General features: G+C 40.3%; 21 protein-coding genes, 1 tRNA gene and 1 pseudogene. 14 read left to right on the plus strand and 9 right to left on the minus strand.

What is annotated here, in order from left to right; genetic code table 11:
* The 3 genes and pseudogenes from XEN7305_RS21310 to XEN7305_RS30405 all read left to right on the plus strand — a co-directional run.
* Nucleotides 1-161: pseudogene (locus XEN7305_RS21310) on the plus strand (IS982 family transposase); the annotation flags it as partial.
* A gap of 47 nt (nt 162-208) precedes the next feature.
* Complete coding sequence (locus XEN7305_RS30075; RefSeq protein ID WP_255325074.1) at nt 209-337, plus strand: hypothetical protein; 129 nt, start codon at nt 209-211, stop codon at nt 335-337.
* Between the two features lie 234 nt (nt 338-571).
* Nucleotides 572-772, plus strand: coding sequence for a KTSC domain-containing protein (locus XEN7305_RS30405; RefSeq protein WP_006511593.1), 201 nt, complete (start codon nt 572-574; stop codon nt 770-772).
* On the opposite strand, the gene XEN7305_RS21315 is transcribed toward XEN7305_RS30405, so the two are convergent.
* On the minus strand, nt 769-1,389 hold the full coding sequence (locus XEN7305_RS21315) for an NB-ARC domain-containing protein (protein ID WP_202951313.1): 621 nt from the start codon (nt 1,387-1,389) through the stop codon (nt 769-771). The two genes, XEN7305_RS30405 and XEN7305_RS21315, sit on opposite strands and share 4 nt — an antisense overlap.
* The gene (locus XEN7305_RS21320; RefSeq protein ID WP_006511595.1) at nt 1,390-1,827 is read right to left on the minus strand and encodes a hypothetical protein; all 438 of its coding nucleotides are present in this window, start codon (nt 1,825-1,827) and stop codon (nt 1,390-1,392) included.
* 211 nt (nt 1,828-2,038) lie between these two features.
* Between XEN7305_RS21320 and XEN7305_RS21325 the strand changes: the two genes are divergently transcribed.
* Both XEN7305_RS21325 and XEN7305_RS21330 read left to right on the plus strand, forming a co-directional pair.
* Nucleotides 2,039-2,305, plus strand: coding sequence for a hypothetical protein (locus tag XEN7305_RS21325; protein WP_006511596.1), 267 nt, complete (start codon nt 2,039-2,041; stop codon nt 2,303-2,305).
* A complete protein-coding gene (locus XEN7305_RS21330; protein ID WP_006511597.1) occupies nt 2,295-2,666 on the plus strand; it encodes a type II toxin-antitoxin system VapC family toxin in 372 nt (123 codons plus the stop codon). The genes XEN7305_RS21325 and XEN7305_RS21330 overlap by 11 nt, the downstream gene beginning before the upstream one ends.
* Before the next feature lie 22 nt (nt 2,667-2,688).
* Here XEN7305_RS21330 and XEN7305_RS21335 read toward each other — a convergent pair whose 3' ends face one another.
* The 3 genes from XEN7305_RS21335 to XEN7305_RS21345 all read right to left on the minus strand — a co-directional run bounded on the left by XEN7305_RS21335 (nt 2,689) and on the right by XEN7305_RS21345 (nt 6,661).
* Nucleotides 2,689-2,850, minus strand: a complete 162-nt coding sequence (locus XEN7305_RS21335; protein WP_006511598.1) for a hypothetical protein — start codon at nt 2,848-2,850, stop codon at nt 2,689-2,691.
* 341 nt (nt 2,851-3,191) lie between these two features.
* Nucleotides 3,192-5,042, minus strand: coding sequence for an ATP-dependent zinc metalloprotease FtsH3 (ftsH3, locus tag XEN7305_RS21340; protein ID WP_006511599.1), 1,851 nt, complete (start codon nt 5,040-5,042; stop codon nt 3,192-3,194).
* A 275-nt stretch (nt 5,043-5,317) separates the two neighbouring features.
* On the minus strand, nt 5,318-6,661 hold the full coding sequence (locus XEN7305_RS21345) for a four-carbon acid sugar kinase family protein (protein ID WP_006511600.1): 1,344 nt from the start codon (nt 6,659-6,661) through the stop codon (nt 5,318-5,320).
* A gap of 285 nt (nt 6,662-6,946) precedes the next feature.
* Here XEN7305_RS21345 and XEN7305_RS21350 point away from each other — a divergent pair, with 285 nt between their 5' ends.
* Together XEN7305_RS21350 and gyrA are read left to right on the plus strand one after the other, a co-directional pair.
* On the plus strand, nt 6,947-9,241 hold the full coding sequence (locus XEN7305_RS21350) for an IMS domain-containing protein (protein ID WP_006511601.1): 2,295 nt from the start codon (nt 6,947-6,949) through the stop codon (nt 9,239-9,241).
* A gap of 195 nt (nt 9,242-9,436) precedes the next feature.
* A complete protein-coding gene (gene gyrA, locus XEN7305_RS21355) occupies nt 9,437-12,001 on the plus strand; it encodes a DNA gyrase subunit A (protein ID WP_006511602.1) in 2,565 nt (854 codons plus the stop codon).
* A gap of 48 nt (nt 12,002-12,049) precedes the next feature.
* On the opposite strand, the gene XEN7305_RS21360 is transcribed toward gyrA, so the two are convergent.
* Nucleotides 12,050-12,967 carry a histone deacetylase gene (locus tag XEN7305_RS21360; RefSeq protein WP_006511603.1) on the minus strand — a complete coding sequence of 306 codons (918 nt, stop codon included), beginning with the start codon at nt 12,965-12,967 and terminating at the stop codon, nt 12,050-12,052.
* Nucleotides 12,968-13,812: 845 nt separating this feature from the next.
* On the opposite strand from XEN7305_RS21360, the gene sds reads away from it, so the two are divergent.
* Both sds and XEN7305_RS21370 read left to right on the plus strand, forming a co-directional pair.
* Complete coding sequence (gene sds, locus XEN7305_RS21365) at nt 13,813-14,784, plus strand: solanesyl diphosphate synthase (protein ID WP_006511604.1); 972 nt, start codon at nt 13,813-13,815, stop codon at nt 14,782-14,784.
* A 208-nt stretch (nt 14,785-14,992) separates the two neighbouring features.
* Complete coding sequence (locus XEN7305_RS21370) at nt 14,993-15,454, plus strand: hypothetical protein (protein ID WP_006511605.1); 462 nt, start codon at nt 14,993-14,995, stop codon at nt 15,452-15,454.
* Nucleotides 15,455-15,543: 89 nt separating this feature from the next.
* On the opposite strand, the gene XEN7305_RS21375 is transcribed toward XEN7305_RS21370, so the two are convergent.
* The 3 genes from XEN7305_RS21375 to XEN7305_RS21385 form a co-directional block, all read right to left on the minus strand.
* Nucleotides 15,544-16,614, minus strand: a complete 1,071-nt coding sequence (locus XEN7305_RS21375) for a transporter substrate-binding domain-containing protein (RefSeq protein ID WP_006511606.1) — start codon at nt 16,612-16,614, stop codon at nt 15,544-15,546.
* Nucleotides 16,615-16,741: 127 nt separating this feature from the next.
* Complete coding sequence (locus tag XEN7305_RS21380) at nt 16,742-18,820, minus strand: mechanosensitive ion channel family protein (RefSeq protein ID WP_006511607.1); 2,079 nt, start codon at nt 18,818-18,820, stop codon at nt 16,742-16,744.
* A 472-nt stretch (nt 18,821-19,292) separates the two neighbouring features.
* Nucleotides 19,293-19,366: transfer RNA gene (locus XEN7305_RS21385), tRNA-Pro, on the minus strand.
* Nucleotides 19,367-19,564: 198 nt separating this feature from the next.
* Here XEN7305_RS21385 and XEN7305_RS21390 point away from each other — a divergent pair.
* The 5 genes from XEN7305_RS21390 to XEN7305_RS21410 all read left to right on the plus strand — a co-directional run bounded on the left by XEN7305_RS21390 (nt 19,565) and on the right by XEN7305_RS21410 (nt 23,968).
* On the plus strand, nt 19,565-20,695 hold the full coding sequence (locus XEN7305_RS21390) for a 5-(carboxyamino)imidazole ribonucleotide synthase (RefSeq protein ID WP_006511608.1): 1,131 nt from the start codon (nt 19,565-19,567) through the stop codon (nt 20,693-20,695).
* A gap of 246 nt (nt 20,696-20,941) precedes the next feature.
* A complete protein-coding gene (locus XEN7305_RS21395) occupies nt 20,942-21,205 on the plus strand; it encodes a cell division protein SepF (RefSeq protein ID WP_006511609.1) in 264 nt (87 codons plus the stop codon).
* A 149-nt stretch (nt 21,206-21,354) separates the two neighbouring features.
* Complete coding sequence (locus tag XEN7305_RS21400; protein WP_006511610.1) at nt 21,355-21,840, plus strand: hypothetical protein; 486 nt, start codon at nt 21,355-21,357, stop codon at nt 21,838-21,840.
* 30 nt (nt 21,841-21,870) lie between these two features.
* Nucleotides 21,871-22,452, plus strand: a complete 582-nt coding sequence (locus XEN7305_RS21405; RefSeq protein WP_006511611.1) for a DUF3038 domain-containing protein — start codon at nt 21,871-21,873, stop codon at nt 22,450-22,452.
* 76 nt (nt 22,453-22,528) lie between these two features.
* Nucleotides 22,529-23,968: a DUF4335 domain-containing protein gene (locus XEN7305_RS21410; protein ID WP_158500430.1), complete on the plus strand. Its 1,440-nt coding sequence runs from the start codon at nt 22,529-22,531 to the stop codon at nt 23,966-23,968.
* Nucleotides 23,969-23,992 lie beyond the last annotated feature (24 nt).

Below are 23,992 nucleotides of genomic sequence, written 5' to 3' on the forward strand. Positions count from 1 at the left end.
TCAAAAATATTTCTCAAATAGAGCATTCAAGACACAGGAGTATCTGGAATTTTCTGGTGAATCTTCTGGCTGGATTAGTAGCTTACTCTTATTTCCCGCAGAAACCTTCTCTTGATCTAGAGCCCAAAGCTTTATCGGCTCTCCCTCCTACTGTTTTTTAACCCTGATTCAGCAGCTAGAAGATAGAGCCTAATCCATTTTAAATCTCATGACGCACAAAGCGCCAAGCTTTGCTGAGCGCAATTTATTTTTTAGCGATCGCGTATGGTCTTGGTTTCATCTTGTCGAACTCAGGTTATTTACACCCGCGTCCACTGGTTTAGATTTAGCAATCTAATTTGAAATGAAACTATGTTCAATTGATTAGACCTCTTGCAAAAATACGAATTTTCGTCGTTTCAGCGATTATGCAAAATCGCTATGTACATTATGCTCAGGGGTTTATAGAAATACGCTCAATTAATTATGCAAGAGGTCTATTTAAGACCAAAGATTATTGATGTTTACGGACAAGAGGAAATTTCTCAACAATCTTTAAGCGAAATAGAATAGTAATTTGGAGTTTTTTAGCATGAATATGATTCCAGTTCGCTCATCGGCAATATGTGCCATCGGTTATGATTCACTAACTCGTCGAATGCAAATTAATTTTCACGACAGCGGTACTTATACATTTTGCCGAGTGCCACAACGTATCTTTGATGGATTTCTTTCCGCCAGCTCAAAAGGAACATACTACAATCGATATATTCGAGATCGTTATCATTGTTAGACAAAAAACTGCTGACACAGTTCCTTCGCCGTAGCTAATTCCAAATTTACCTTCTCTGAACCAATTAATTCAGAAAGTAATTCTAGTGATTCCGACTCCGATAGAACTTGCAAATACAGAGAATTAGCTAGCTCTAACTTAAGTCTTGTAGTAACTAAAACTTTAAATTGTGATGATTGTGGCGGTAAATAGGATTCAATCTTTTCGTAATCGGTAACATCATCCAGAACTATTAATGTATTTCCCTTGTTCCAACGCTGCCAACACCAAGTAACCTGCTCTAATAACTCAAGATCTTCTGGAGGAGTTAGACCTAAATAATTACGAGCAAAATTTACTATTTGTAAACCAATATCTTGATCTCGGCAAAATAACCAACAAATCCCGCCTGGATAAGTATTACATTGCAAATTGGTTAAAGAATAAACGATCGCGAGTTCAGTTTTCCCAATTCCTCCCATACCTTCAATATGGGCAATAGTTACCTGATTTTTTTCTTGTAATTGTTGACTAAGACGAATTAATTCTTCTTGTCTACCGACAAACTTATCAGTACTACGTCGAGGAATATTTTGTGGGGGATTTAACTTTGTCCGTTCCCAATCGGACGACTCCAGTCAATTATCTTTGCCATGGAAATGCATCTCCTTAGCGATATACTGGGTACTTTCTCCCTCAGCTGTTGCAATTATGCCTGTACCATTGTCAGAAATATTCTGTGTTATTGGGCTATTATCTTGAAGTTTCCCAGCATTAATTTCTTGGGCAATTGTTTGAACTTGAGAAGTAAATTCTGGATCTTTATTCAGAGCGGCTTTTAGATAAGTCGCCACTTCTGATAAATCTTGTTCCGTACCTTCTTCAATATTTTTTAGAGCATTTTCTGCATCCGAATTACCCCGTAATTTTTGCCAAATCATTTTACGGAGTTGATCCATCTTATCGATCGCCACTGAATTAAATTTAGTACTTAATTCATCGAAACTAGTTTCTAGATATTTTTGAAAAGCTAGAGTCGCGATCGCTGTCACCGCTGATAGAGTTATTGGTTCCATAAGCTTGTGCAAATAAGAGTGCTTTCGATTATTTGAGAGTTGTCAGGCGATCGCCACAAAAATTTTCTCTTACATCTTATGATAGGAGAATTTAGAATTTTAGTTTAGATATTAATTATAATGTTCTTTTATGCCATTAGACTGAGCATGACCTGAAATTTCGCAATTATTTTCACTGATAAAATAAGATATATAGTGCAAAATAACTCGCATGACTCCAAACCAAGAAATACAAATTCAAGTCCATACTGACTCGGACGGCATGATACATCTGGATATCCCCACAGATTTAATAGATCAAGATCTCCAGCTTAAAGTCTCATTTGCTACCCCAAAACCCAAATCACCTCAAGATGAAGAACTCCAAGAGATTCTTGCTAATGCTAAACCCACAAGCAATCTAGCAGAGTATGCTGGAAAATTAAACCTCACTGAAGACCCCTTAACCTTTCAGGAAAATATTCGCAGTGAATGGTAATCCTTTTCTGGTATTAGATACTAATGTGGTTTTATACCATCTAGGGAATCGTTTACAAAAGCCCTTAGAAAAGAAGCAGTATGCGATCTCCATCATCACAGAAATAGAATTACTCTCTTATCCGAAAATCCAGGCCGATGAAATCACAATTCTTGAAAATTTTATTGCTCAAACAACCGTCATTGAACTAAGAAATTCGATTAAAAAAGAAACGATCGCACTACGGAAAAAATACCAGCTCAAAGTCCCAGATGCTATTATTGCTGCCACCGCTCTGAGGTTAAAATCACCTTTACTAACCAATGATAAAAAACTCTTAAATATTTCAGAAATTGAGACTTACTCTGTCCCAATAATCTAAAATTAATCCCAATTCTTTACACTTAAAACTTTTTCCTGATATTAACAATTTTTTCGGAATGATATTCTTCAATTTCAGGCAAACAGAGATTTTCTATATTTTTCATAGTTATCTCATCTACTAATCCACTTTTATTCAGATCTTTAACAGTAGAAGTAATTGACTCTGCAATAGATTCTCTCATTATTTCACCTCCGTAAAATCTCCATTTTTAATAGCCCTCTCATAGCTCCCAGCCAATGATAATCTTATTTCTTCTCATTTTAATTTTCGGAGAGTGTTCCCTATTCCCTATTCCCTATTCACCGTTCTCGAAAGCAGAACTGTCTGTCTCTCACTAAGGGATATGGATATGTCGGCTTTTTGCTCTTTGTTGCTATATAGCTTACTTTACGCCTACCTCCTCTAAATAATCCATCAAAAAAGCACACTCTAATAAAAGAATGTGCTGAAAGTCTTTTGATATAGTGAAAAGCAAAGATACAAAGCTTAGAGCTTAGATATTAAAGCTAATCGCAAAGCTATTTAAGCTAACGTTGCCATTTTCACGTCGTTGCTAGCTAAAAGATCTTGTAATTCATCAGAATCTACAGTTTCTTTGTCAACTAACATTTCGGCTAATCTGTCTAGAATAGAACGATTTTCCACTAGGACTTCTTTAGCCCGACGATAAGCTTGGTCAACTAAGTTGCGAATCTCTTCATCGATCGCCGAAGCAGTTTCATCGGAGAAATCGCGATCGCTAGCGATATCACGACCCAAGAACACATTGCCATTTTGACGACCCAAAGCTACAGGCCCCAAGCGATCGCTCATCCCAAAGCGAGTAACCATTTGACGAGCCACTCTAGTTACTTGTTGCAAGTCATTAGAAGCCCCAGTAGTTACTTCTTCTTCACCAAAAATGATTTCTTCTGCCAAACGACCACCTAAAGCAACTGCCATTTGGTTTTGCAGATAGGAACGAGAATACAACCCAGATTCCATACGATCTTCGCTAGGAGTGAACCAAGTCAAACCACCAGCACGGCCGCGGGGAATAATGCTGATTTTTTGCACAGGATCATAATCAGGCATTAAGGCACCAACTAAAGCGTGACCAGCTTCATGGTAAGCCACTAGTTCTTTGCGTTTTTCGCTCATAACACGGTTTTTCTTCTCTGGCCCTGCTAATACGCGATCAATCGCATCATTAACTTCGTCCATAGAGATTTCCGTCAAATTACGACGAGCGGCCAGGATTGCTGCTTCATTAAGTAAGTTAGCTAAATCAGCCCCAGTAAACCCAGGAGTTCGACGAGCTATTTTATCGAGGTCAACATCTTTAGAAAGAGTTTTACCACGAGAATGAACATTTAAAATTTCTGTACGACCTGAATAATCAGGGCGGTCTACTACTACCTGGCGATCAAAACGACCAGGACGTAATAATGCAGCGTCAAGGACATCAGGACGGTTAGTCGCCGCAATCAGGATAATACCAGTATTGCCTTCAAATCCATCCATTTCGGTCAGTAATTGGTTAAGAGTTTGTTCTCTCTCATCATTACCTCCACCTAAACCAGCACCCCGTTGACGACCAACAGCGTCAATCTCATCGATGAATACGATACAAGGAGCATTAGTTTTGGCTTGTTCAAACAAATCACGAACCCGAGAAGCACCCACACCAACAAACATTTCTACAAATTCAGAACCAGAAATGCTGAAAAAAGGTACCCCAGCTTCCCCAGCGACAGCCTTAGCTAAAAGAGTTTTACCTGTTCCTGGAGGGCCAACTAAAAGAACACCCTTAGGAATTTTTGCTCCAATAGCAGTAAAGCGATCAGCATTTTTAAGGAAATCAACAACTTCAGTAAGCTCAAGTTTCGCTTGTTCAATTCCAGCTACATCACCAAAAGTTACTTGAGTTTTTGGCTCCATCTGAACTCTAGCTTTCGATTTCCCAAAATTCATTGCTTGAGATCCTGGGCCACTTTGGGCTCTTCTGAGTAGGAAAAATAAACCGACTAATAACAAGATGGGGAAAAAGAGACTGCTAAGGATACCAAACCAAGCGCCTTGGTCACTTTCAGGTAACACAGCGATGTCAACATCATTTTTCATCAAGATATCAATTAGCTCAGGATCATTGGGTAAATTAACCAAGATCGGATTCCCCATAAGGTCGGTAACTCTAGCCTTAGTACGGTCTGCACTAATTTGAACTATCTCAACCTTATTGTTTTGAACTTCATCAATTAGCTTACTGTAAGCCCATCTTTGTTGACTTTGAGGTTTCTGATCTAAAAAGGCTGTACCCAAAGCTATGACCACGATCGCCAGTAGTACATATAGCCCTGCATTCCGCCATTTTTTGTTATTGTTTTTGCTCACGCTTTATAGCCTCCCTTTGGCTTGTTATGAGGAATTTAAATCTCGATTTTTATTGTAGCGAGCCGCTCTAATGAGGGTCTCAGATAGTTTTACTTAAAAATATTACAGTTGTTAACTTATGTTAACGTTTCTCAGGAACTCTTGACTAGTATTATTTTTGAACTAGTGCCGCTACGCGGAAGTCAAAAGTCAAAAGTCAAAAGTCAAAAGTTTTTTATCACAGGGATTTCAAGCTTTTTGCATTGGTGTTGTATTTACGCCCACGTCTACTAGTCTTAAATGTTGCTCTGACTACTATTTTTGTTAATTCTCTGCCATGCAGTCACTAAACTTTGCTCATCGCCAACATTTCCTGGAAATAAAACTACAGGCAAACTGGAAAACTTTTCATGGGTAGCCGCAGTGCGAACTACACAACAGCCAGGCAATATTTGACCAAGCAAACGCACAGTAGTCAAGGCTAAGCCCTTACTCAGTAGGTTATTGGATGTGATCCCACCTTTACTAATGATAAATCCGATATCGGAAGGTAAGCCGCCCACAATATCCATCAAGAGATTAGAAATAGTTTTGCCAAAATTGATATTTTCTTGAGAATCGGGCAGAATTACCTCCTGTCTGCTAGTAAAAATTACAGGGGTTTTTCCTTGTTGCCAGACTTGCCAAACCCGATCGAGAGTTTTCTGCAAAATTATGGCTTTAGCTTCAGGATTATCTCGCACAAGCTCTACCTCAATTTCAATTCCCACAGTTGAGGATTGCTTTAAAAGTTGTTCCAATTGCTGTGTTGTTTTCTGGACATGAGAGCCGACTAAAACCACTCCTGGGTTTTGGTGCTTTTTATAGTCAGCCATTGCTTCAGCGCTTACTGGTTGTTGACCTAGTTTAGCGAGGGATGTAATTAGGCTAGCGGCAGAGCGAAATAGAAAGCGTTTGCCTTGGTTTGTTGCGATACTAAGAGCAGCTATAAATCGCTCAAAATCTTCTTGAGTTTCTCCATCCACAACGACACAAGCGTTATTTTGCAGAGTCAGTAGTTGAGTAATGAGCTCTTCTGAATATATATCTTCTCTTTGGATCGTGATTACTTCTTCTGGGGCAATTTTTCCGCGGGTTTTCTCGGCGACATAATCAGGCAAATAGCTATGACTAAAACTAAATCGGGAATCGCGAGCAAACTCAGTCTCGCTTACTGGAATTTTTTTACCATCTACTAATACATAATGAGTACTATTAAGCGTTACCCTGCCACCTTCAAAAAAAGCAGGAGTTAGAAAATGAGCATCGAAATCCCCTAATTCCTGAGCTATCACATCAGTCTCTAGGGGGTAATGTCCCCTTAAAGTGGAATCAGAACGACTAATAACGAGAAAATTAGTCATGTTTTCGGCTTCTAGAGCAGCTTTCAGATTACAGCAAACTTCTTGCGTGACAATGGCTGCCTGACTAGGCGCGATCGCTCTAGTATTGGTTAAAACAAAGAAAATTGGCACTTCATCTCGCAAGCCCAATCTTAAAGTTTCGACATCCCATTTCATCAATAACAGGCAACCATGAACAGTTTGTGAACCCGTCGGATCATCATCCAAAACAATAATCTTTAATTGATCACTTTCCATATCTTACAAATCTTTCCTCATCCCTCATCCCTCATCCCTCATCCCCAATGTATCTTTTTCTTAAATTATTGCTAAGTATTTTGCACAACTTAAAATTACTTAGTTAGAATCTTGGACATCATTGTGAAAATGTCGTAAAAAAATTTCAAATTAGTAGGTGAGAATTACGAGATTAGCTAGTTGCAGGGATATTTGACCAGCTTAGGGGTTTATAGCGAGTCGGGAAGCAATTTTAGAATTTTTTACAGGTAAAAATAGATTAATCGGGGACGGAGAAATCGAACTGTGCAGATTACTTTAGATTATTACAGAATACTCAGTGTACCTATTAAAGCCACTCAAGAGCAAGTTGACAAGTCTTTTGCCGATCGCGCTCAACAAGAACCTCGTCGAGAATATAGCCAATTTGCGATCGCAGCTCGTCAGAAGTTGCTCGAAAAAGCTCATCAAGTTCTTTCCGATGAATCTCAAAGAGCAGCCTATGATGCAAAATTCTTCACCACAATCAGTGAAAGCGATGAAGAAAATGGGGACAATGGAGAGCTCCAGGACAACCCTGATAGTGAGCTCGAATCTTCAACCGAAAAGCCCTCCCCTCAAGTTCAACTTTCGACAATTCCCGAAGAAGCAACTACTGCGATTAGCCCTTCTATAGAAATACCAACCGCATTATTTGCTGGAGCATTATTAATTTATTATGAGTTAGCCGAATATGAACTCATATTGAGATTAGGGGTAGATTATCTAAATAACACTATTTACTCCGAGCCTGCGATCGCCACAGAAAGCACAATTGAAAAAGTCGAAGAAGACCAAACAGAAAATAACCCGGAAAAGGAAGATATCATTCTTTCGGTTGTATTGTCTTATCTAGAATTGAGTCGAGAACAATGGCGTCGTAATAAATATGAAAATGCCGCGATTTCTGGTCAAATGGGCATCAATCTTTTAGAAACCGAACAATTATTTCCCACACTCAAAGCTGAAATTGAAATGGATGTTCATAAGCTCAAACCCTACCGTATCCTGGAGTTATTGGCCAAAAGTCCCAGTAATTCCCCAGAAAGACTTAGGGGATTGCAACTACTCCAAGAAATGATTCGTCAAAGGCAAGGCATTGAGGGCAAAGGGAATGACTATTCCGGACTTACCTTAGAAGAGTTTCTCCATTTCATTCAACAGTTGAGAGGCCATCTGACAGCCCAAGAACAACAAAAATTATTTGTTGCCGAAGCTAAAAGAGGTTCAGGTGTGGCAGGCTTTCTAGCTGTTTATGCCCTGATAGCTAGAGGCTATATTCATCAAAAACCCCAATTGATTTTGGAAGCACAACAATTATTAAACCCCTTAAGTCAAACTCAAGATATCTCCTGGGAACAATCGATCTGTCACTTATTATTAGGTCAAACCGAACAGGCGATCGCTGCGGTCGAAAACAGTCCAGAATCAAAAATAGTCACAGCCATCAAGCAACGTTCCCAAGACAGTCCTGATATATTGACGGGAATCTGCTTCTATGGGGAAAAATGGCTACAAGAAGATGTGGTATCGCAATTTTGGGATTTAAAAAAACAGGAGCTCACTCTCGATGACTATTTCAGCAATCTCCAAGTCCAAGAGTACTTAGAACAATTAGCACCGATCACCCCTATGATGGTGAAAGAGTCTCAAAAAACTCTGATAGCAAAGGAAAAAACCAGAGCAAAGACCAAACAAAGTCGCAACTTTTTCTCCTGGGGAAAACCCAAGCAATTGGCAGAAAAAGCACAACTACAAGGAGCAAACACAATATCAGAGCATTCTTCGAATGTTAATCAGACTTCAACCGCAACTCTAGAACGTCATCCTTCAAACAATGGGCAACGCTCTCATACTTTAGCGGCCCAGAAGGGAAACTATCCTCCTGGGCAGGCAACTTCGCCGCCGAAGGGATTCCAACAGAGATCTCAAACTAGATATAAATCACCTTTATGGCTCATCCTTCTCAAAAGTGGCATGCTGCTCATGGGTCTAATCTTTGGCCTGGGTGCTTTGGGTTTTCTCATCACCAGACAAACCATTAACCGCGATTCGCCTGAAATTGCCGAGACAACTCTTAATTCAGCACCAGCGGAGAGCACAATTGCCGAAACAAACTCATCTGGCCTGACAAACCCTGAGATTGCCCAAGCAAAGCCAGCTCTTCCAGTTTTTGATGATGCCTCAGCACAACAAGTAATTCAAAAATGGCTTGATAGTAAATCGGCCGCATTAGGTAAATCCCATCAAATAGATAAGCTCAATGGTATCTTGGCCCCTGATTTGCTGACGAAATGGAGTAATACAGCTCGCTACTATCAACAAACTAATACTTATCGCAATTACCAACATAATCTAAAAATCAGCTCAGTAGTCTTCGACCCCAAAAAACCTAACCTGGCAACAGTAGAAGCTGAGGTTCAAGAAGTTGCCCAGCATTATCAAGGTTCAAAACTAAACTCCTCCCAATCCTATGACGATAATCTTCTAGTGCGTTACCAATTGATTAAAAAAGGTGATAATTGGTTGATTCAAACTAGCCAGGTTTTGAAAACACTCTAAACCCAGGAACCATGAATTAGCAATGAGGAACCAGGAGCAGTACTTCGTTTCTCTGTTCTTAATATGATGGTTATTTATGGTAGAATTTAGAGATTAAAAGCCATTATAAAGAAAATTACCGATCAAGTTAATCATTAAAAACTGATTTTTGGCTAATAAATCTAATTTTTGCCTGTTTTTGGAGTTTTTTATTCTATGACATCTTCCCAGGAACGGATCATTCCTACGGATCTGAGTAACGAAATGTCTCGCTCTTATCTTGAGTATGCAATGAGTGTCATTGTGGGGCGAGCTTTACCTGATGCTCGGGATGGTTTGAAGCCAGTCCACCGTCGTATTCTCTACGCTATGTACGAGTTGGGACTGACACCAGAACGTCCGTTTCGTAAATGTGCCAGAGTTGTGGGGGAAGTATTGGGTAAATATCATCCCCATGGTGATACAGCAGTTTATGATGCTTTGGTCCGGATGGCGCAGGATTTTTCGATGCGCAGCCCTCTAATTAATGGGCATGGTAACTTCGGCTCGATTGATAACGATCCTCCGGCGGCAATGCGTTATACCGAATGTCGCTTACAATCTTTGGCCACAGATGCACTTTTGCGAGACATCGAGTCGGACACAGTTGGTTTTGCCGATAACTTTGATGGTTCACAACAAGAGCCTGTTGTTTTGCCAGCGAGGATTCCTCAACTACTACTGAATGGTTCTTCGGGGATTGCCGTGGGCATGGCGACCAATATTCCTCCCCATAATTTGGGAGAATTAATCGATGGTGCGATCGCCCTGATTACCAATCCTGAGATTACCGACTTGGAATTGATGCAATATATCCCAGGCCCCGATTTCCCCACAGGAGGACAAATTTTGGGGCGCTCTGGAATTAAAGAAGCTTACACTACCGGGCGCGGTTCGATCACAATGCGCGGGGTCGCCGACATTGAAACGATTCATCCCAAGGGTAGACAGGAAAAAGAAGCGATTATCATAACCCAGCTGCCCTATCAAACTAATAAGGCTTCTCTCATCGAGAAAATTGCTGATTTAGTTAATGATAAAAGGATTGACGGGATTTCTGATATCCGAGATGAAAGCGATCGCAATGGCATGCGAATTGTGATTGAATTGAAACGAGATGCTTATCCTCGGGTGGTGCTCAACAATCTTTTCAAACAAACCCCTGTGCAATCGAATTTTGGGGCCAATATGTTGGCCTTGGTAGGAGGTGAACCCCAACTCCTATCGATCAAAAAGTTCTTGGAAGTTTTTATTCAATTCCGCATTGAAACTATTACCCGACGCACCCAATATCTGTTACGCAAAGCGGAAGAAAGAGATCATCTCCTCCAGGGCTTATTGATTGCCCTACAGAGCATTGATCGGGTAATTGAATTGATTCGTCATGCAGCAGACACTGCCACCGCCAAAGAAGAATTGATGGGGCAATTAGAACTATCTGTTGTGCAGGCCGATGCTATTTTACAAATGCAACTACGGCGCTTAACAGCCTTGGAAGCTGAGAAAATTCAGGGTGAGCATGAGGATTTACAACTGCAAATCACTGATTTTCAGGACATCTTAGCTAAAAGAGAACGGATTGAAGCGATTATTGTCGAAGAAGTTACTAATGTCAAAAACGCCCATGCCACTCCTCGTCGTACCGAAATTATTCAAGGAGAAGGTGAGCTCCTTGATATTGACCTAATTGCCAACGAACAAGCTGTGATTTTGCTTACAGAGCACGGTTATGTCAAAAGAATGCCGGTGAGCACTTTTGATGCCCAGAACCGAGCCACTAGGGGTAAAGCCGGGGCAAAAATTAAAGAGGATGATGCGATCGAGCATTTTATTACCTGTTGTGATCATAATACGCTCCTATTTTTTAGCGATCGTGGGGTTGTCTATTCCCTTCCTGCCTACCAAATCCCCACTGCCTCTCGAACTTCTCGGGGCACACCTTTGTTGCAAATGTTGCCCATTTCCCAGGAAGAAAAAATTACTTCTGTCGTTTCGGTGGTCGAGTTTACCGAAGAAGAATATCTTGTAATGTTGACTCGCAAGGGTAATATTAAGAAAACTGCCCTTTCAGCATTTAAATCTATTCGTTCTAATGGTTTAATTGCTATATCTCTCGAAGAAGGCGACCAACTGAGATGGGTCAGACTCGCTAAGCCAGAAGACAGCATTATCATTGGGACTCATAATGGCATGGCGATTCATTTTAAAGTTGACCATCAGCAATTACGTCCCTTGGGCAGAGCGACCAAAGGAGTTAAGTCTATGAAATTGAAGGGGGATGATGAGCTGATCAGCATGGATATTCTCCCTTCTCAAGTGGCCGCAAGCCTTGATGCTAGCCAGGATGATGATGAGGATGATGAGACCGAAGAAATCATCTCAGAGGAAGCGACCTTAGCACCTTGGTTACTAGCAATTACCACTAATGGTTATGGAAAAAGGGTTTCCGTTTCCAAATTTCGCCTGCAAAATCGTGCAGGAATGGGCGTCCGAGCCATTAAGTTTAAGTCCCAAAGCGATCGCTTAGCGGCGATTCATGTCGTTAACCCCGCCGATGAATTTATGATTGTCACCAATCGAGGCATTATTATTCGTCAAGTGGTGGATGCTATTTCCTTGCAATCGCGAAGTGCTACAGGAGTTCGAGTCCAAAGACTGGATAATGATGATGCGATCGCCGCTGTGGCATTAGTACCCCCAGCTGCTGATGGTGAAGGGGAAGAAGGGGATGAAGAGGAATAATCTATAATTTCAAAACTGTAAGCTTATAGCTTACAGTGACTCTTCTTCTCAAGGGATTAAGCTAGATAAAGTTGCCACCACAGAATCGGCTAAAGCTTGCAGGTGATAGCCGCCTTCCAGTCCCAAGACAATTTTGGGGGTGATCTTGGTTAAACATTTAGTAAAAAAACCATAGTCAGGAGGTTGCAAAGAAATGCTTGCCAAAGGATCTTGGTGATTGGCATCGTAACCCGCACTAACTATCAATAAATCAGGTTGAAAATTCTCAAGAAAAGGAATGAGTTGAGACTCAAAAACTGGCCGATAATCATCTATTGTGCTATCAGGAGCCATGGGTAAATTTAAAACATTATTATGCTTTCCGCGATCGTTACTAGCTCCGGTGCCTGGATAACAGGGATGTTGATGCATCGAACAATAAATTAACTGAGGATTGTCCCACACAATATCTTCTGTGCCGTTGCCATGATGGACATCCCAATCGACAATCGCTACTCGCTCAATTCCTGGCTTGGTTAAAGCATAGTTTGCTGCGATCGCAGCATTGGAAAATAAACAAAAACCCATTGCCTGATCCTTAGTGGCATGATGACCAGGAGGACGGGCTAAGACGAATGCAGCAGCTTGGTTTTCCCACACAAGGTCAACTCCATCTAGCCAGGCATTTACGGCGAGCAAAGCAATTTCATAACTACGCTGGGATACTGGGGTATCAGGAGTTAAATATTTTGTACCTGTTGAGGCAATCTCCCCAATCCTAGCAATATGTTCTGGGGTATGAACTTGCCGAATATACCTAAGGACATCCCTTTTTGTGATGGGGCTAGGTAGACACCACCTAATCTGAGATTGCCATGGAACCTCAGACAAAGCTTTCACTATTGCGATTAAACGTTCTGGAGATTCAGGATGAGACAATCCTGTTTTATGTTGGAGAAACTCCTCGGAATAGATAACAGATAACATAGCAAATGAGCCCTTATCGGATTTTTTACCGCTAGGAATCTATCCTCGTAGTATGTGCAAAAAGAGCGAATCCTTACTGCCCAATATTATAGGCAAGCAAGATATTCTCTCTATATGTTTTTTTCTTTATACTTGTTGTTCGGTATTGATCGATACAGAAGATGAATTATCCTCTTGAGGATGCCTTTCTGCTAACTTCAATGCGCCGTAAATGGCTGTTAAATATATAGCTGACAACAACAAAATCAACAATGGGAAGTCTACGTATTGCATGAGATGAGAAGAAAAAATGAGTTTGCCAAAAAGATAAAGATACAAGACGCACCAAAAATGTCGCTTTGCAACCCAAGATAGCCAAGCAGAAACCAAAGAAATCAGCTACGGCAAAAATCAAGACGCTGCAAATCGCAGTCAATTCCACTCGGTACAGTGGTAAAACGTTATTTTGTTTACCCTTCCCCACACCTTATTCAATTTAAAATTTCTCCGGAGACTAGCAAATAGTTCTAATCTCTAGGCTAATAGGAACCACCTACACTCAACAGGAGCTTTCGGCGCTACCCATACGAACCAAGTAACATGACCTGCTGCCCACAATGCGCACAAAACCAAACCTCTAGTATTTTCAGTGTGACTTTTAGGCAATTATGCTGGGCAAATAAGTCGTTACGTTACAATGTTTATTTTTTAAATCCTTACGTGCGATTGTAGCACAAAAAAATAGAATTTAGACATAATAACGGATTTTTTTCTTTAATCTTGGTTCTCAGGTTAGTTTCCCTTAAAATAAGTACAATGAAATGTAAACTTTCTTAAATAAATTAATTGCCAAGTCTGGCTTAAAAATGATATCAACTACTTCTTTATTAGCACCTGTAGAACGAGATCTCCATATCTTAACTGACAATCTGAAGCAGTTGGTAGGAGCCCGTCATCCTATATTAAGAGCAGCCGCAGAGCATCTTTTCGATGCTGGGGGAAAAAGAATCAGACCAGCCATTGTCCTATTGGTTGCTAGGGCAACAGTGCAAGGCGAAGACATTACTCAGCGTCATCGTCGTCTGGCAGAAATCACAGAAATGATTCATACCGCAAGCTTAGTTCATGATGATGTCTTAGATGAAGCTGATCTAAGGCGTAATGTTCCTACTGTAAATAGTCTATTTGACAATCGTATTGCTGTTTTGTCTGGGGATTTCTTATTTGCGCAATCTTCTTGGTACTTAGCTAATTTGGACAATTTGGAAGTGGTCAAATTACTTTCAGAAGTCATTAGAGATTTTGCAGAGGGCGAAATTTTACAGGGATTAAATCGCTTTGATACGAGCATTTCCCTTGATGCATATCTTGAGAAAAGCTATTATAAAACTGCTTCCTTGATCGCTAATAGTGCTAAAGCAGCGGCGATTTTAAGTGAAGTAAATGAGGATAAAGCTGTCGCCTTATATGAGTATGGCCGAAATTTAGGTTTGGCTTTTCAAATTGTTGATGACATTTTAGATTTTACTGGCTCCACTCAAGTATTAGGAAAACCTGCCGGTTCTGATTTGGTCAGTGGCAACCTAACTGCACCGGTAATTTATGCTATGGAAGAAAAACCCTATCTAGAAGTTATCATTGAACGAGAATTTAGCGAAGAAAATGATTTAGAACAAGCTCTTGCAATGATACAAGATAGCCAGGGGATTTCTAAAACCAAAAAACTTGCTAAAAAACACGCGCATCAAGCAAAGGAATATTTAGATTGTCTTGCCCCTTCAGACTCGGCTTTGGCTCTGGGTGAACTTACTGATTACGTTTTAAGCAGATTGTACTAAACTAAATTAATCCATTAAGCTGCTATCAAGTCCTTATTATACTACTTACATTCAAGTAAGTGGAGCGTTTTGAAGAGCCAGATAAATACTATTGTAATCATACGGATTTTGATTCTACTTTGGAATTAAAGTCCGTCACATTCCATTATTTTAATGCTTCAGTAGCTAGGCACAATGGATATTTAGTAGAAAATCATATTTGGTTTACATGAAGAATTTCTTATTAGGGAAGAGTAATCTGAGTAATCTATTAATTATATTTGGGGGGATTAGTAATGTATTTATAGTTGCTTGTGAACCTCAAAAATATACTGAATGTGAGCAAATGATTACTTTGGCAAATGATTTTACGGAGCAGACCCAAACCATTGCTGAGAGTTCTAGCGATCGCGATCAAGATTTGAATAATTGGCTGGAAGCATCAGAAATTATGAAGCTAGCAGCCCGCGATATAGAAAACTTAGAAATTAAAGATACCCAATTAATAGAATACCAAGGTAGTTTGGCAAATATTTACCGAGGTTATTCCCAAGCTACCTATAGTGCAGTAAAAGCGAGAGAATCTAGAGATTTACAGGCTTTGCGATCGGCTCGTGACGATGCCGAAGATGTTGCGGAAAAGAAAAATAATTTAGTCAAAAGTATCAACGATTATTGTCTAAAACAATAAGCATTATCAGAGTGCAGCTAACGTTTTGCAGTAGGCAAAAGACTTGTATTAAATTAAAGTCTTTTGTCTAGCTAATCTCCCAAAAGCTATTAAGGAAACCATTTGGCTTCTATTTTCTTGATATCCCCATCCTGACGCATGCGCATAATGACAGCGTCCAATTCATGAGTTAACTCACTATCAAAGGGTAAGGCAAAACCATACAAATCAGTTGCTATAGAAAAGTTAGCAATAGATAAATTTAATTCAGGATTTTGGCCTAGATGGTAAATAAAGTCAGCATCATTATCAATCAGTCCCTCGGCCTTATTTTTAACGACCAAATTGACAGCCTCTTCATAAGTTGCTACTTCAATAGTATCTGCACCATAATAATCTGCCCATATCGCACTAGACCATCCACTAACTGTGGCAATTTTCGCTCCCTGTAAATCTTCTACCCCACTGAAGCGTGGTTTAGACTGATTGGAAAGAGAAACAGTAATAGCAGATGCTAAACCTGCGGTGATAGAGGATAAAGCCAATAATGTAATCAACATCCAAACGGCAGATACTAAACGTCCTAGATTTGTAACAGGAGCAAAATCTCCATATCCAACTGTGGTGAGAGTAACCATGGCAAACCACATGCCATTTCTCAGTCCAGGGCCATAATCTTGGGGGAAATGCTCGGAATTTGCTTTCCGTTCGGCTAACCAAATTAAGTTGCCAACAATAAAAACTGAGATAACTAATATGATGAGAGAAGAAATTGCCGCAACACCAAGAAATGGTCTGATCCGATCCCATAATGTAGGGGGTTGGGATTGCGTCACTACCACAATCTCAAGCTCTCCAATTGGGAGGGTAAATTCCACTTTTTCTAATCTTTCAGGTGTGATACTGGCATTAAGAAAAATGTCTAGATCCCCTTGATTAACCGCATCAATAGCAGTTTCATAGTTATCTTGGGGAACCCATTCATAATCTATTGCTTTTTCTTGGGCAATTTTCTCCCAGATATCTACCATCATTCCTTCGAGCTTGTCATCTTGCTGAATCACAAAAGGCTCAGAGTCTTTAACAGGAACTCCCACTCTTAGGGGTTCGGCTAGTGTTTCTGAAGATATTGTGATGGCAAATAGAAATATGGACAAAAAAATACGATTGAACTTAAACATATGTCAAAACCTTGATAATCTCACTTGCTGTTGACTTGACAATACTCCTGTCCTAAAAAACGACAAATTATAAATTCAGTTCTCAATTTCATCATTCATAATTTATCTTTTTCACTTTTAAAAACTGTTATTTCAATAGCGGTTGTTGAGTAGCTAGGGTTTTTGGGAGCAACTTATCTAATTTGATTTCTTGCTGTGGTGCCGTTAACTCAATTCCCAATTCTTGAACCTGCTTTTGCAACTCCTTCAGCAAGTCAACATAGACATACCAATAGTCATCAGTCTTCGACCAGGCAGTTAAATTAACATAAATATAGTAGTCATAATGGCCATTCCAAGGAAACCAACTAGGTGCGGGCTCATCTAATACCTTCGGATGTGCAGCGGTAATATCCATCCACATTTTGTAAATTTTCTCTAGATCCTGTTCAAACTTGACATGAATGGCCAAACCCAGCTTGCGAACATCTGCATGGGTGTAATTAATAATGTCACTTCCCCAAACTGTGTTATTGGGCAAGGTAATTATATTACCGCCAAAGTCCTTAATTTTGGTGCTAGCAATGGAAATCGAATCGACATAAGCCCAGTAACCCGCGACCTTGATCTCATCGCCTACATCAAATGGCTTATTGATGAGCAGCATCAAGCCACTGGCAAAATTGGCTAGGTTACTTTGGAGGGCAAAGGCCAAGATAAAACTTGCACCCCCAATTAAGGCTAAAATGGGTCCTAAATTTACTCCCAGGGCTGCCAATCCTAGCAAAAATCCCAGCACTACCACTCCGCGCTTGATGATCATCACGATAAAGCCTCGAAATAGAGTGGACATGCCACCAACTCGGTTCAGGAGATTACCCGAGATTTTACCCGCTTGAGGCGCAATCAGCACTGAGACTATTAAAATACCACCAAATTTGATGATGTTGAGCAATAAGTTTAAACCGCCATCTGGCGAGGTAAGCCAACGGACAACCCTAACCCCGATACCTTGAGTGTCTGTTAGGTCAAGGTCGACGACACTGACATTTTCAATATATTTGCGGTAAGACGCGCTGTCTCCACCTTTGTTATCTAAGGCATCTAAAACAGCGATGAAGCGATTTATAATTGCATTCCGTTCTGCTTCCAAATCTGTTACGTTGACGACCAGTTGTGTTTTTAATGCTTCTTCCTTCTCCAGTTTCTTATTAAGTGCGCTGGTAACCTGATCAATCTGTGGAACTACTTCCTGAGCTGTCAACTGATTCAGATTTTCCACCTTATTCTCGAAACTTGAAGCGGCTTCAGCAAATTCTGCTTCAATTTTTGCGGACTTTTGAGCCAAATTCTCAGTTGGGAACTCGACGTCTGCGATCGCTGGACCGGTTAATCCAGACATGATCGTCATCAGCTGAGATCTAGATTTTTTAACTGTTTCACGAGCTGCTTCACTTTCAGCTTTAGCTATGTCATATTCTGCTGAATTAGGGATTGTGCTGTCTAAATCGGCTTCTGCTTTTTCGAAATTATTTAATGATCCTTGTAAGTCCCTAATGCCTTGTATTACTACTTGATATTGAGGTGAATCAGAAGCCATATTCCGGCGGACTTCTTTGGCTGTTTCTAAAATTTCTTTTGCTTCTTTAATTCCTCTTTCTTTTCTCCCTTGCTTTAGCGATTCTTGCAGCGTTCCATTTTCTTGTAATTCTGATTCAGTTACGAGCAATTGATCGACAGAAGCTGCCGCTGTTCTTAGTTCTCCCCTTGCCGCTCCCAGTTGTTTAGTTGCTTCTTGATATTCGGAGGTATCTGGGGTTGCCTGGGATTGAGCTTGTTCGGCTGCCAAAAGTTCTGTCTTGGCATCTTCAAGCAGTTGCATCGATTCTTTTTGAGCGTCCAGTTTGCGGTTTTGGTACTTAACTATAATTTCAGCATAACTGAGTTCCTGGACTTTGTTTTTGAGCAATAATAGCCAGGCTGCCGATTCGTTTTGCAGCTCCTCTAAAGTAAGAGGCTTGGCTAATAATTCCAAATCGTCAATCTCAATTGCTAGATTTTCAGTGGTTTTGGCGTCCCCAGGAACTGCTTCGCTATCAATAGTAGTTTCAATCGTAGTTGCTTCGGCCTCAGCTTCCTGGGCAGAAACCGAAACACCACAAGAGATGAAAACACAGGCTAAACTCGTGGCGGCAAAAGCCGTAATTCGATATAACTTTAATCTCATGAGATAATAAACTTATTTAGTTTTTCCAAAATATAGTCCAAACGAAATAAGATTTTAAGCCCTGCAACCCCCAAACCACTTTTTAGTTAACAAAAGTTTTAAGTAGTTTGGCAAGATTGGTTAGCTTAAATAAACTGAAAATCCTTGATTTTTATTGGCTGCAAATACTATTGTTTCTTATGTCTTTAGCTCGTGATAATCAATGCTTTGAAGATATTTGTCTTTATATCAATTGAAAGTTAGAAACTTCAGTCATGCCAAATTCTAGGTTAAAACTAAAAAAGTAATTTCTATAGATCACTTAACCAATGAGTCGCTTTTAACAATATGCTGGAGCACGACCAATCCTATCGAGAAAATTAGAGTGATTCGCATTCCAGCACTAAAAGCAAATTGAGGCACAACCTCACCATAATGGAAAGCCCATGCCTCAATTCACGAGAAGCACCAAAAATTAGGAGTCTCAATAAAATCGGAGCGGCGGGATTTGAACCCACGACCCCTACTACCCCAAAGTAGTGCGCTACCAAGCTGCGCTACGCCCCGTTTTCACAGTTTCTCATCATAACACTGTTTCGCCCATATAGTGCAAGTAATTGTTTAAACCATTAGGCAAAGGGTTTGTCGCTACTTTTCATATGTGACCATATCAGTTTTACTTATTACTTTACCCGATAGGGCAGGGTAACTGATTGACGTACAATTGTTACTTTGGTTAGATGGTCTGCGACCATATTATGGGACATGAAAAGTAAACAAGTAGGAGTTATTGGTGGTGGACAGTTAGCCTGGATGATGGCAGAGATTGCTCCGCGACTCGATCTAGAGTTAATTGTACAAACCCCAAAACAAGACGATCCTGCTGTGATCTGCACCAAAGATGTAGTCCTGGCTGGGGTTGACGATGCGATCGCAACGAAAGAATTGGCTAGTCGTTGTCATTGGATTACTTTTGAAAATGAATTTATTGATCTAGATGCTTTACGCTCTCTTGCTCAACAAGGAGTCTGTTTTCGTCCTAGTCTTGATGCCTTGGCTCCTTTGTTGGATAAATATGAGCAACGTTCTTATCTCAGTAGTATTGGGTTACCTGTGCCGCAATTTAGGTCTTTATCTGAGATTAAAGATCTCGAAACTATCACTGAGTTTCCCATAGTGCTTAAGGCACGCCGTCATGGATACGATGGACAAGGAACTTTTATTCTCCAGGACAAGGCAGAGTTAACCGCAATCTGGAACAAATTCCAATGTCCCCCCATGTTGCTGGAAGAATTTGTACCCTTTACTAAAGAGTTGGCCGTGATGGTAGCTCGTAATGCTGCGGGGAAAATCATTGTTTATCCCGTGGTCGAGACCCATCAGAAAAATCAAGTTTGTCGTTGGGTAATTGCTCCGGCGGCGATTTCAGTAAAAGTAAAGCAAGAGATTGAGCAAATTGCTCGTACTTTGGTTGATGAGTTACAAGTTGTGGGGATTTTCGGTATTGAATTATTTTTAACTCCTCAAGAAACTATTTTGGTTAATGAGATTGCTCCTCGTACCCATAACTCAGGACATTACACCCTTGATGCTTGTGATATTTCTCAATTTGAAATGCAACTGCGAACTGTCGCTGATTTGGAGATCGCGACTCCCCAGTTCAAAACTCCTGGTGCGGTGATGGTGAATTTATTAGGTTATGAAAACTCCAACTCTGATTACCAAGCAAAACGCGATCGCCTGGCCGACCTACCCCAGACCTTTGTGCATTGGTATGGCAAAAGTGAATCCCGTTTAGGAAGAAAACTTGGTCATGTCACAGTCTTACTAAAAGAAGAGGAATTAGCTCAGGCAACAGCGATCGCACAAAAGATTGAATCAATTTGGTACGAATAATTACGAATAATTAAAAGTATTGCATTTGCAAAAAATTATGTTAGCGTATGGTCACAACTTGCGCATTTCCTTGTTAGGTAAGCATTTCCTGGTTAGGTTCCATGTTCATTCATGGTGAAAAAATGCAGGTTCACATTTCTTCCTCCGATGAGAAGTTGTCATTAATTACAGCTTAAAGAAGAATGTCACGTTGCTTTGAGTTTGTCTGACACCAGGTAAAATTAAAATCTACACCCCCATAATTTCATGAGTTTAGCTACCCCCACAAAAACCTCGATCTTTGTCCTAGAGCCTCAATCCAAAGAAGATATTATCCCCGCATTAAAAACACTCAAAGATCGTCAAACTGTAATTTTAAATCTAGCTAGTTTACAACCCAATCATGCTAGGCAAGCAGCAGATATGTTGTCCGGTTGCAGTTGTGCTACCGATGGCAAAAGTACTTGGATTGATGAAAAAACTTATCTTTTTACGCCCCATAACATTAGAGTTACCAGAAACTTGAATTGAAGTTAATTATTTATCGGGGGTTATTACTGATAGGCGGTAAGTAATTGAGCTTATTGAGCTTACGGACTCGCACAGAAACAGATAAGATACTAGATAGAGATTAAAAGTTAATTCTTTAATCGGATTAAATTTAATTATTATCTTAATATATGTCTGCAAATTACTCTGCATCCCCCAAAGAAAAGTCGCCGAAAATTTATATTAGTAACGACAAACAAGGACTTGCTGAGACATTAAATAAACTTCTGATTAAAACAGGACATCCTGCCCGCAATCCTCAAAAAATCCAACTTGCCTTGCAAAATTCTCTATTCTGCTTTAGTGCCAAATCTTTTCAAGACAAGTCCACTGTGGGTTTTATCAGGGCCACTGGAGATGGCGTTTTTCATGCTTCAATTTGGGATTTAGTTGTTGACCCCGATTTTCCCAATCAAAATCGCATCAGAAAACTGCTTATAGAGCGCTTACAAAGAGAGATTAAACGAATTTATCCTCAATGCATAGTTTCTCGGTTTGCTCCTCCAGAAGAGCTGGGACTACTCTCTCAGACTAATTTTATCGAAGATCACAAGGGAATTTGCCCGATGGCATTAAGAGATGAGAATCAAGAATTAGGTTATAAAAGCATAAAATAGGTTTCATAAGTTCTACTTCAACTCTAAAATATGGGTTCGCATTCTGATCGCACTCCATCCCTGGCAATATGGCAGGATTTCCATCGACTCAAGACGCCAACAGTCAATCAGTTAGACAATATTAAGTCTCATCTTGATTTGGTAATTTTAGCGTTAGAAGCGATCGCAAACATTACTTCCGACAGCATACTAAATGCAGCCCAGAAGCTAGATTTAGAATCTATAATCTCCGATAGAGTTGCCTTATGGCGATTGCGTCAATCGAATCCACTGCGCAACAGTTCAGGGGGCCGTAAAAAGTTGGATGTAGAAGAAGCTCGTTCTTTGGTCTTAATCATTTGTTATTTGGCCCAACAAGAACAAGAGTTACTGCGTCGTGCAGTGAGTCTTTTAGAACAAATAGCCTCACAAAACAAGCCTCCCCATCAGACTGCGTTATTAGGAGACTATTTAGATAAATTTATTAATCTATACCAAGAAAGAATGGAGCTCCAACAGGAAATAACTCCTGAAAAATTATCAAATCTGGCCTTGAAATTACTTGTTGATTTGTTATTTTATAGCGGAAATAATGGTCATCGCTTGTTATGGTTAGCAATTTTGAATCAGTGATCAGTGATCGGTTATGCCCATCCGAGGACATAGTCAGTTAAAAATTTTCAATTTTCAATTTTCAATTATTATCCCTATGCAGATAATTCGTCGTTTTACACCACCTACTTGTACCTTAGAGATTTGGGGTAAGAATTCTCCTTTGTCTCGTTGGACAAAACAAAAAGTCATAAAAAACTTGGGTTTCCAACTAAGTTTTGATGATCCCAGAACTCCAGAAGAGGAACAATTAACCATATCAGGCGATCGCGAACAATTAGAACAGATATATAGTTTGGTTCTCAACTATACAGAGGAATTTTTAAAACAATCTTTCAACCCTCAATCTTTAGCTTCCTCAGTTGTTTCGAATGTCGCAACTACCGCCAATAATTTTTCTTTTAACCTGCCAGAACTCGCCAGTCATGAATTCTCTTTTGAAGATATCGTCAAAAAAAATTCTGTCCCCAAAAAAATTAAACTTAGTGCTCTGCAACTTTTCGATTTGGTTGCTGCTTTAGAAGAATATAAAACTCATCTGGCGACGATCGCAGAATTAGAAAAAGCTCCGAGAAAAGCTGTTCTACCATTATGGACAAAAATAGCGGCAGGATTGATTCTAGCGGTGGGACTCACTAATGTGGCATTCCAACTCGGCAAAGAACCAACAATTCCCGAGTCTGCAATTTCTTTGCAAGAAGAGCCGCAAACATCACAACCCGTACCCGATGAGCTCGATGTCATTCCCCCTCAAGTACCAGAAACCGAAGTTATTAAACCCAATCCTGAGCCGAAGATAACTGAACCCCTCTCTTCAGCCAATACCTTGCCCCCTCCCCCCGCGATCGACCTACCCAAACCACCACCAGATATTCCCAATCCAGAAAACTATCCCTTACCCGAAGTGGGAAGAACAGTCGCCCCCGAAATCGCCTCATTTCCCGATCTCAAACCACCACCGTTGGAGCAACCAACGACTACTAGTGAATCAGCATCAAAACCACCCCAAGTAGAATCAAATATTATAGTCGCCGAGGAAGATACTGAATCAAAAGAGTTAGAGATTCCCGGACTTGATGCCGCTGCACCAGAAGTTGAGACTCCCAAGAAAGAACAGATTGCCCTAAACCCGGAAAAAACTATTGACGATTATATTCGCGATCGCTTATCGAGAGAGAATGCAGCAAGTTCGAGAGTAGAAGAAAGCAATAGCAATAACAATGTAGATCTCACGGCAAAAAAATCGAGTACTAATATTTCCGATATTTCCCAACTCAAAGAAGTCAAGGGTTATTTTGAACAAAAATGGCAACCACCAGCAGAATTAACCAGAACTCTCGAATATCGTCTAGTTTTAAATAAAAATGGCTCAATAAAAAGAATTATGCCTATTGGTAAAGCATCAGAGGTGTATATCGATCGCACCAATCTTCCCTTAAGAGGAGAAGCATTTGTTTCCCCCTTACAAAATGCAGAGCAGGTCACAATCCGCTTAATACTAGGGCCTGATGGCGATGTCAACACCTTTCTGGAATAATAACTGATAACTGATAACTGACTT

This window comes from Xenococcus sp. PCC 7305, assembly GCF_000332055.1.
GTDB lineage: Bacteria > Cyanobacteriota > Cyanobacteriia > Cyanobacteriales > Xenococcaceae > Xenococcus.

What these genes read in the sequence shown, in the direction of transcription:
- XEN7305_RS21395 (WP_006511609.1), top strand. Translation starts at nt 20,942, where the DNA reads ATGAGTTTAGCTACCCCCACAAAAACCTCGATCTTTGTCCTAGAGCCT.
- XEN7305_RS21405 (WP_006511611.1), top strand. Translation starts at nt 21,871, where the DNA reads ATGGGTTCGCATTCTGATCGCACTCCATCCCTGGCAATATGGCAGGAT.
- XEN7305_RS21400 (WP_006511610.1), top strand. Translation starts at nt 21,355, where the DNA reads ATGTCTGCAAATTACTCTGCATCCCCCAAAGAAAAGTCGCCGAAAATT.
- XEN7305_RS21370 (WP_006511605.1), top strand. Translation starts at nt 14,993, where the DNA reads ATGAAGAATTTCTTATTAGGGAAGAGTAATCTGAGTAATCTATTAATT.
- sds (WP_006511604.1), top strand. Translation starts at nt 13,813, where the DNA reads ATGATATCAACTACTTCTTTATTAGCACCTGTAGAACGAGATCTCCAT.
- XEN7305_RS21360 (WP_006511603.1), bottom strand. Translation starts at nt 12,967, where the DNA reads ATGTTATCTGTTATCTATTCCGAGGAGTTTCTCCAACATAAAACAGGA.
- XEN7305_RS30405 (WP_006511593.1), top strand. Translation starts at nt 572, where the DNA reads ATGAATATGATTCCAGTTCGCTCATCGGCAATATGTGCCATCGGTTAT.
- gyrA (WP_006511602.1), top strand. Translation starts at nt 9,437, where the DNA reads ATGACATCTTCCCAGGAACGGATCATTCCTACGGATCTGAGTAACGAA.
- XEN7305_RS21320 (WP_006511595.1), bottom strand. Translation starts at nt 1,827, where the DNA reads ATGGAACCAATAACTCTATCAGCGGTGACAGCGATCGCGACTCTAGCT.
- XEN7305_RS21375 (WP_006511606.1), bottom strand. Translation starts at nt 16,614, where the DNA reads ATGTTTAAGTTCAATCGTATTTTTTTGTCCATATTTCTATTTGCCATC.
- XEN7305_RS21410 (WP_158500430.1), top strand. Translation starts at nt 22,529, where the DNA reads ATGCAGATAATTCGTCGTTTTACACCACCTACTTGTACCTTAGAGATT.
- XEN7305_RS21335 (WP_006511598.1), bottom strand. Translation starts at nt 2,850, where the DNA reads ATGAGAGAATCTATTGCAGAGTCAATTACTTCTACTGTTAAAGATCTG.
- XEN7305_RS21380 (WP_006511607.1), bottom strand. Translation starts at nt 18,820, where the DNA reads ATGAGATTAAAGTTATATCGAATTACGGCTTTTGCCGCCACGAGTTTA.
- XEN7305_RS21390 (WP_006511608.1), top strand. Translation starts at nt 19,565, where the DNA reads ATGAAAAGTAAACAAGTAGGAGTTATTGGTGGTGGACAGTTAGCCTGG.
- XEN7305_RS30075 (WP_255325074.1), top strand. Translation starts at nt 209, where the DNA reads ATGACGCACAAAGCGCCAAGCTTTGCTGAGCGCAATTTATTTTTTAGC.
- XEN7305_RS21325 (WP_006511596.1), top strand. Translation starts at nt 2,039, where the DNA reads ATGACTCCAAACCAAGAAATACAAATTCAAGTCCATACTGACTCGGAC.
- XEN7305_RS21345 (WP_006511600.1), bottom strand. Translation starts at nt 6,661, where the DNA reads ATGGAAAGTGATCAATTAAAGATTATTGTTTTGGATGATGATCCGACG.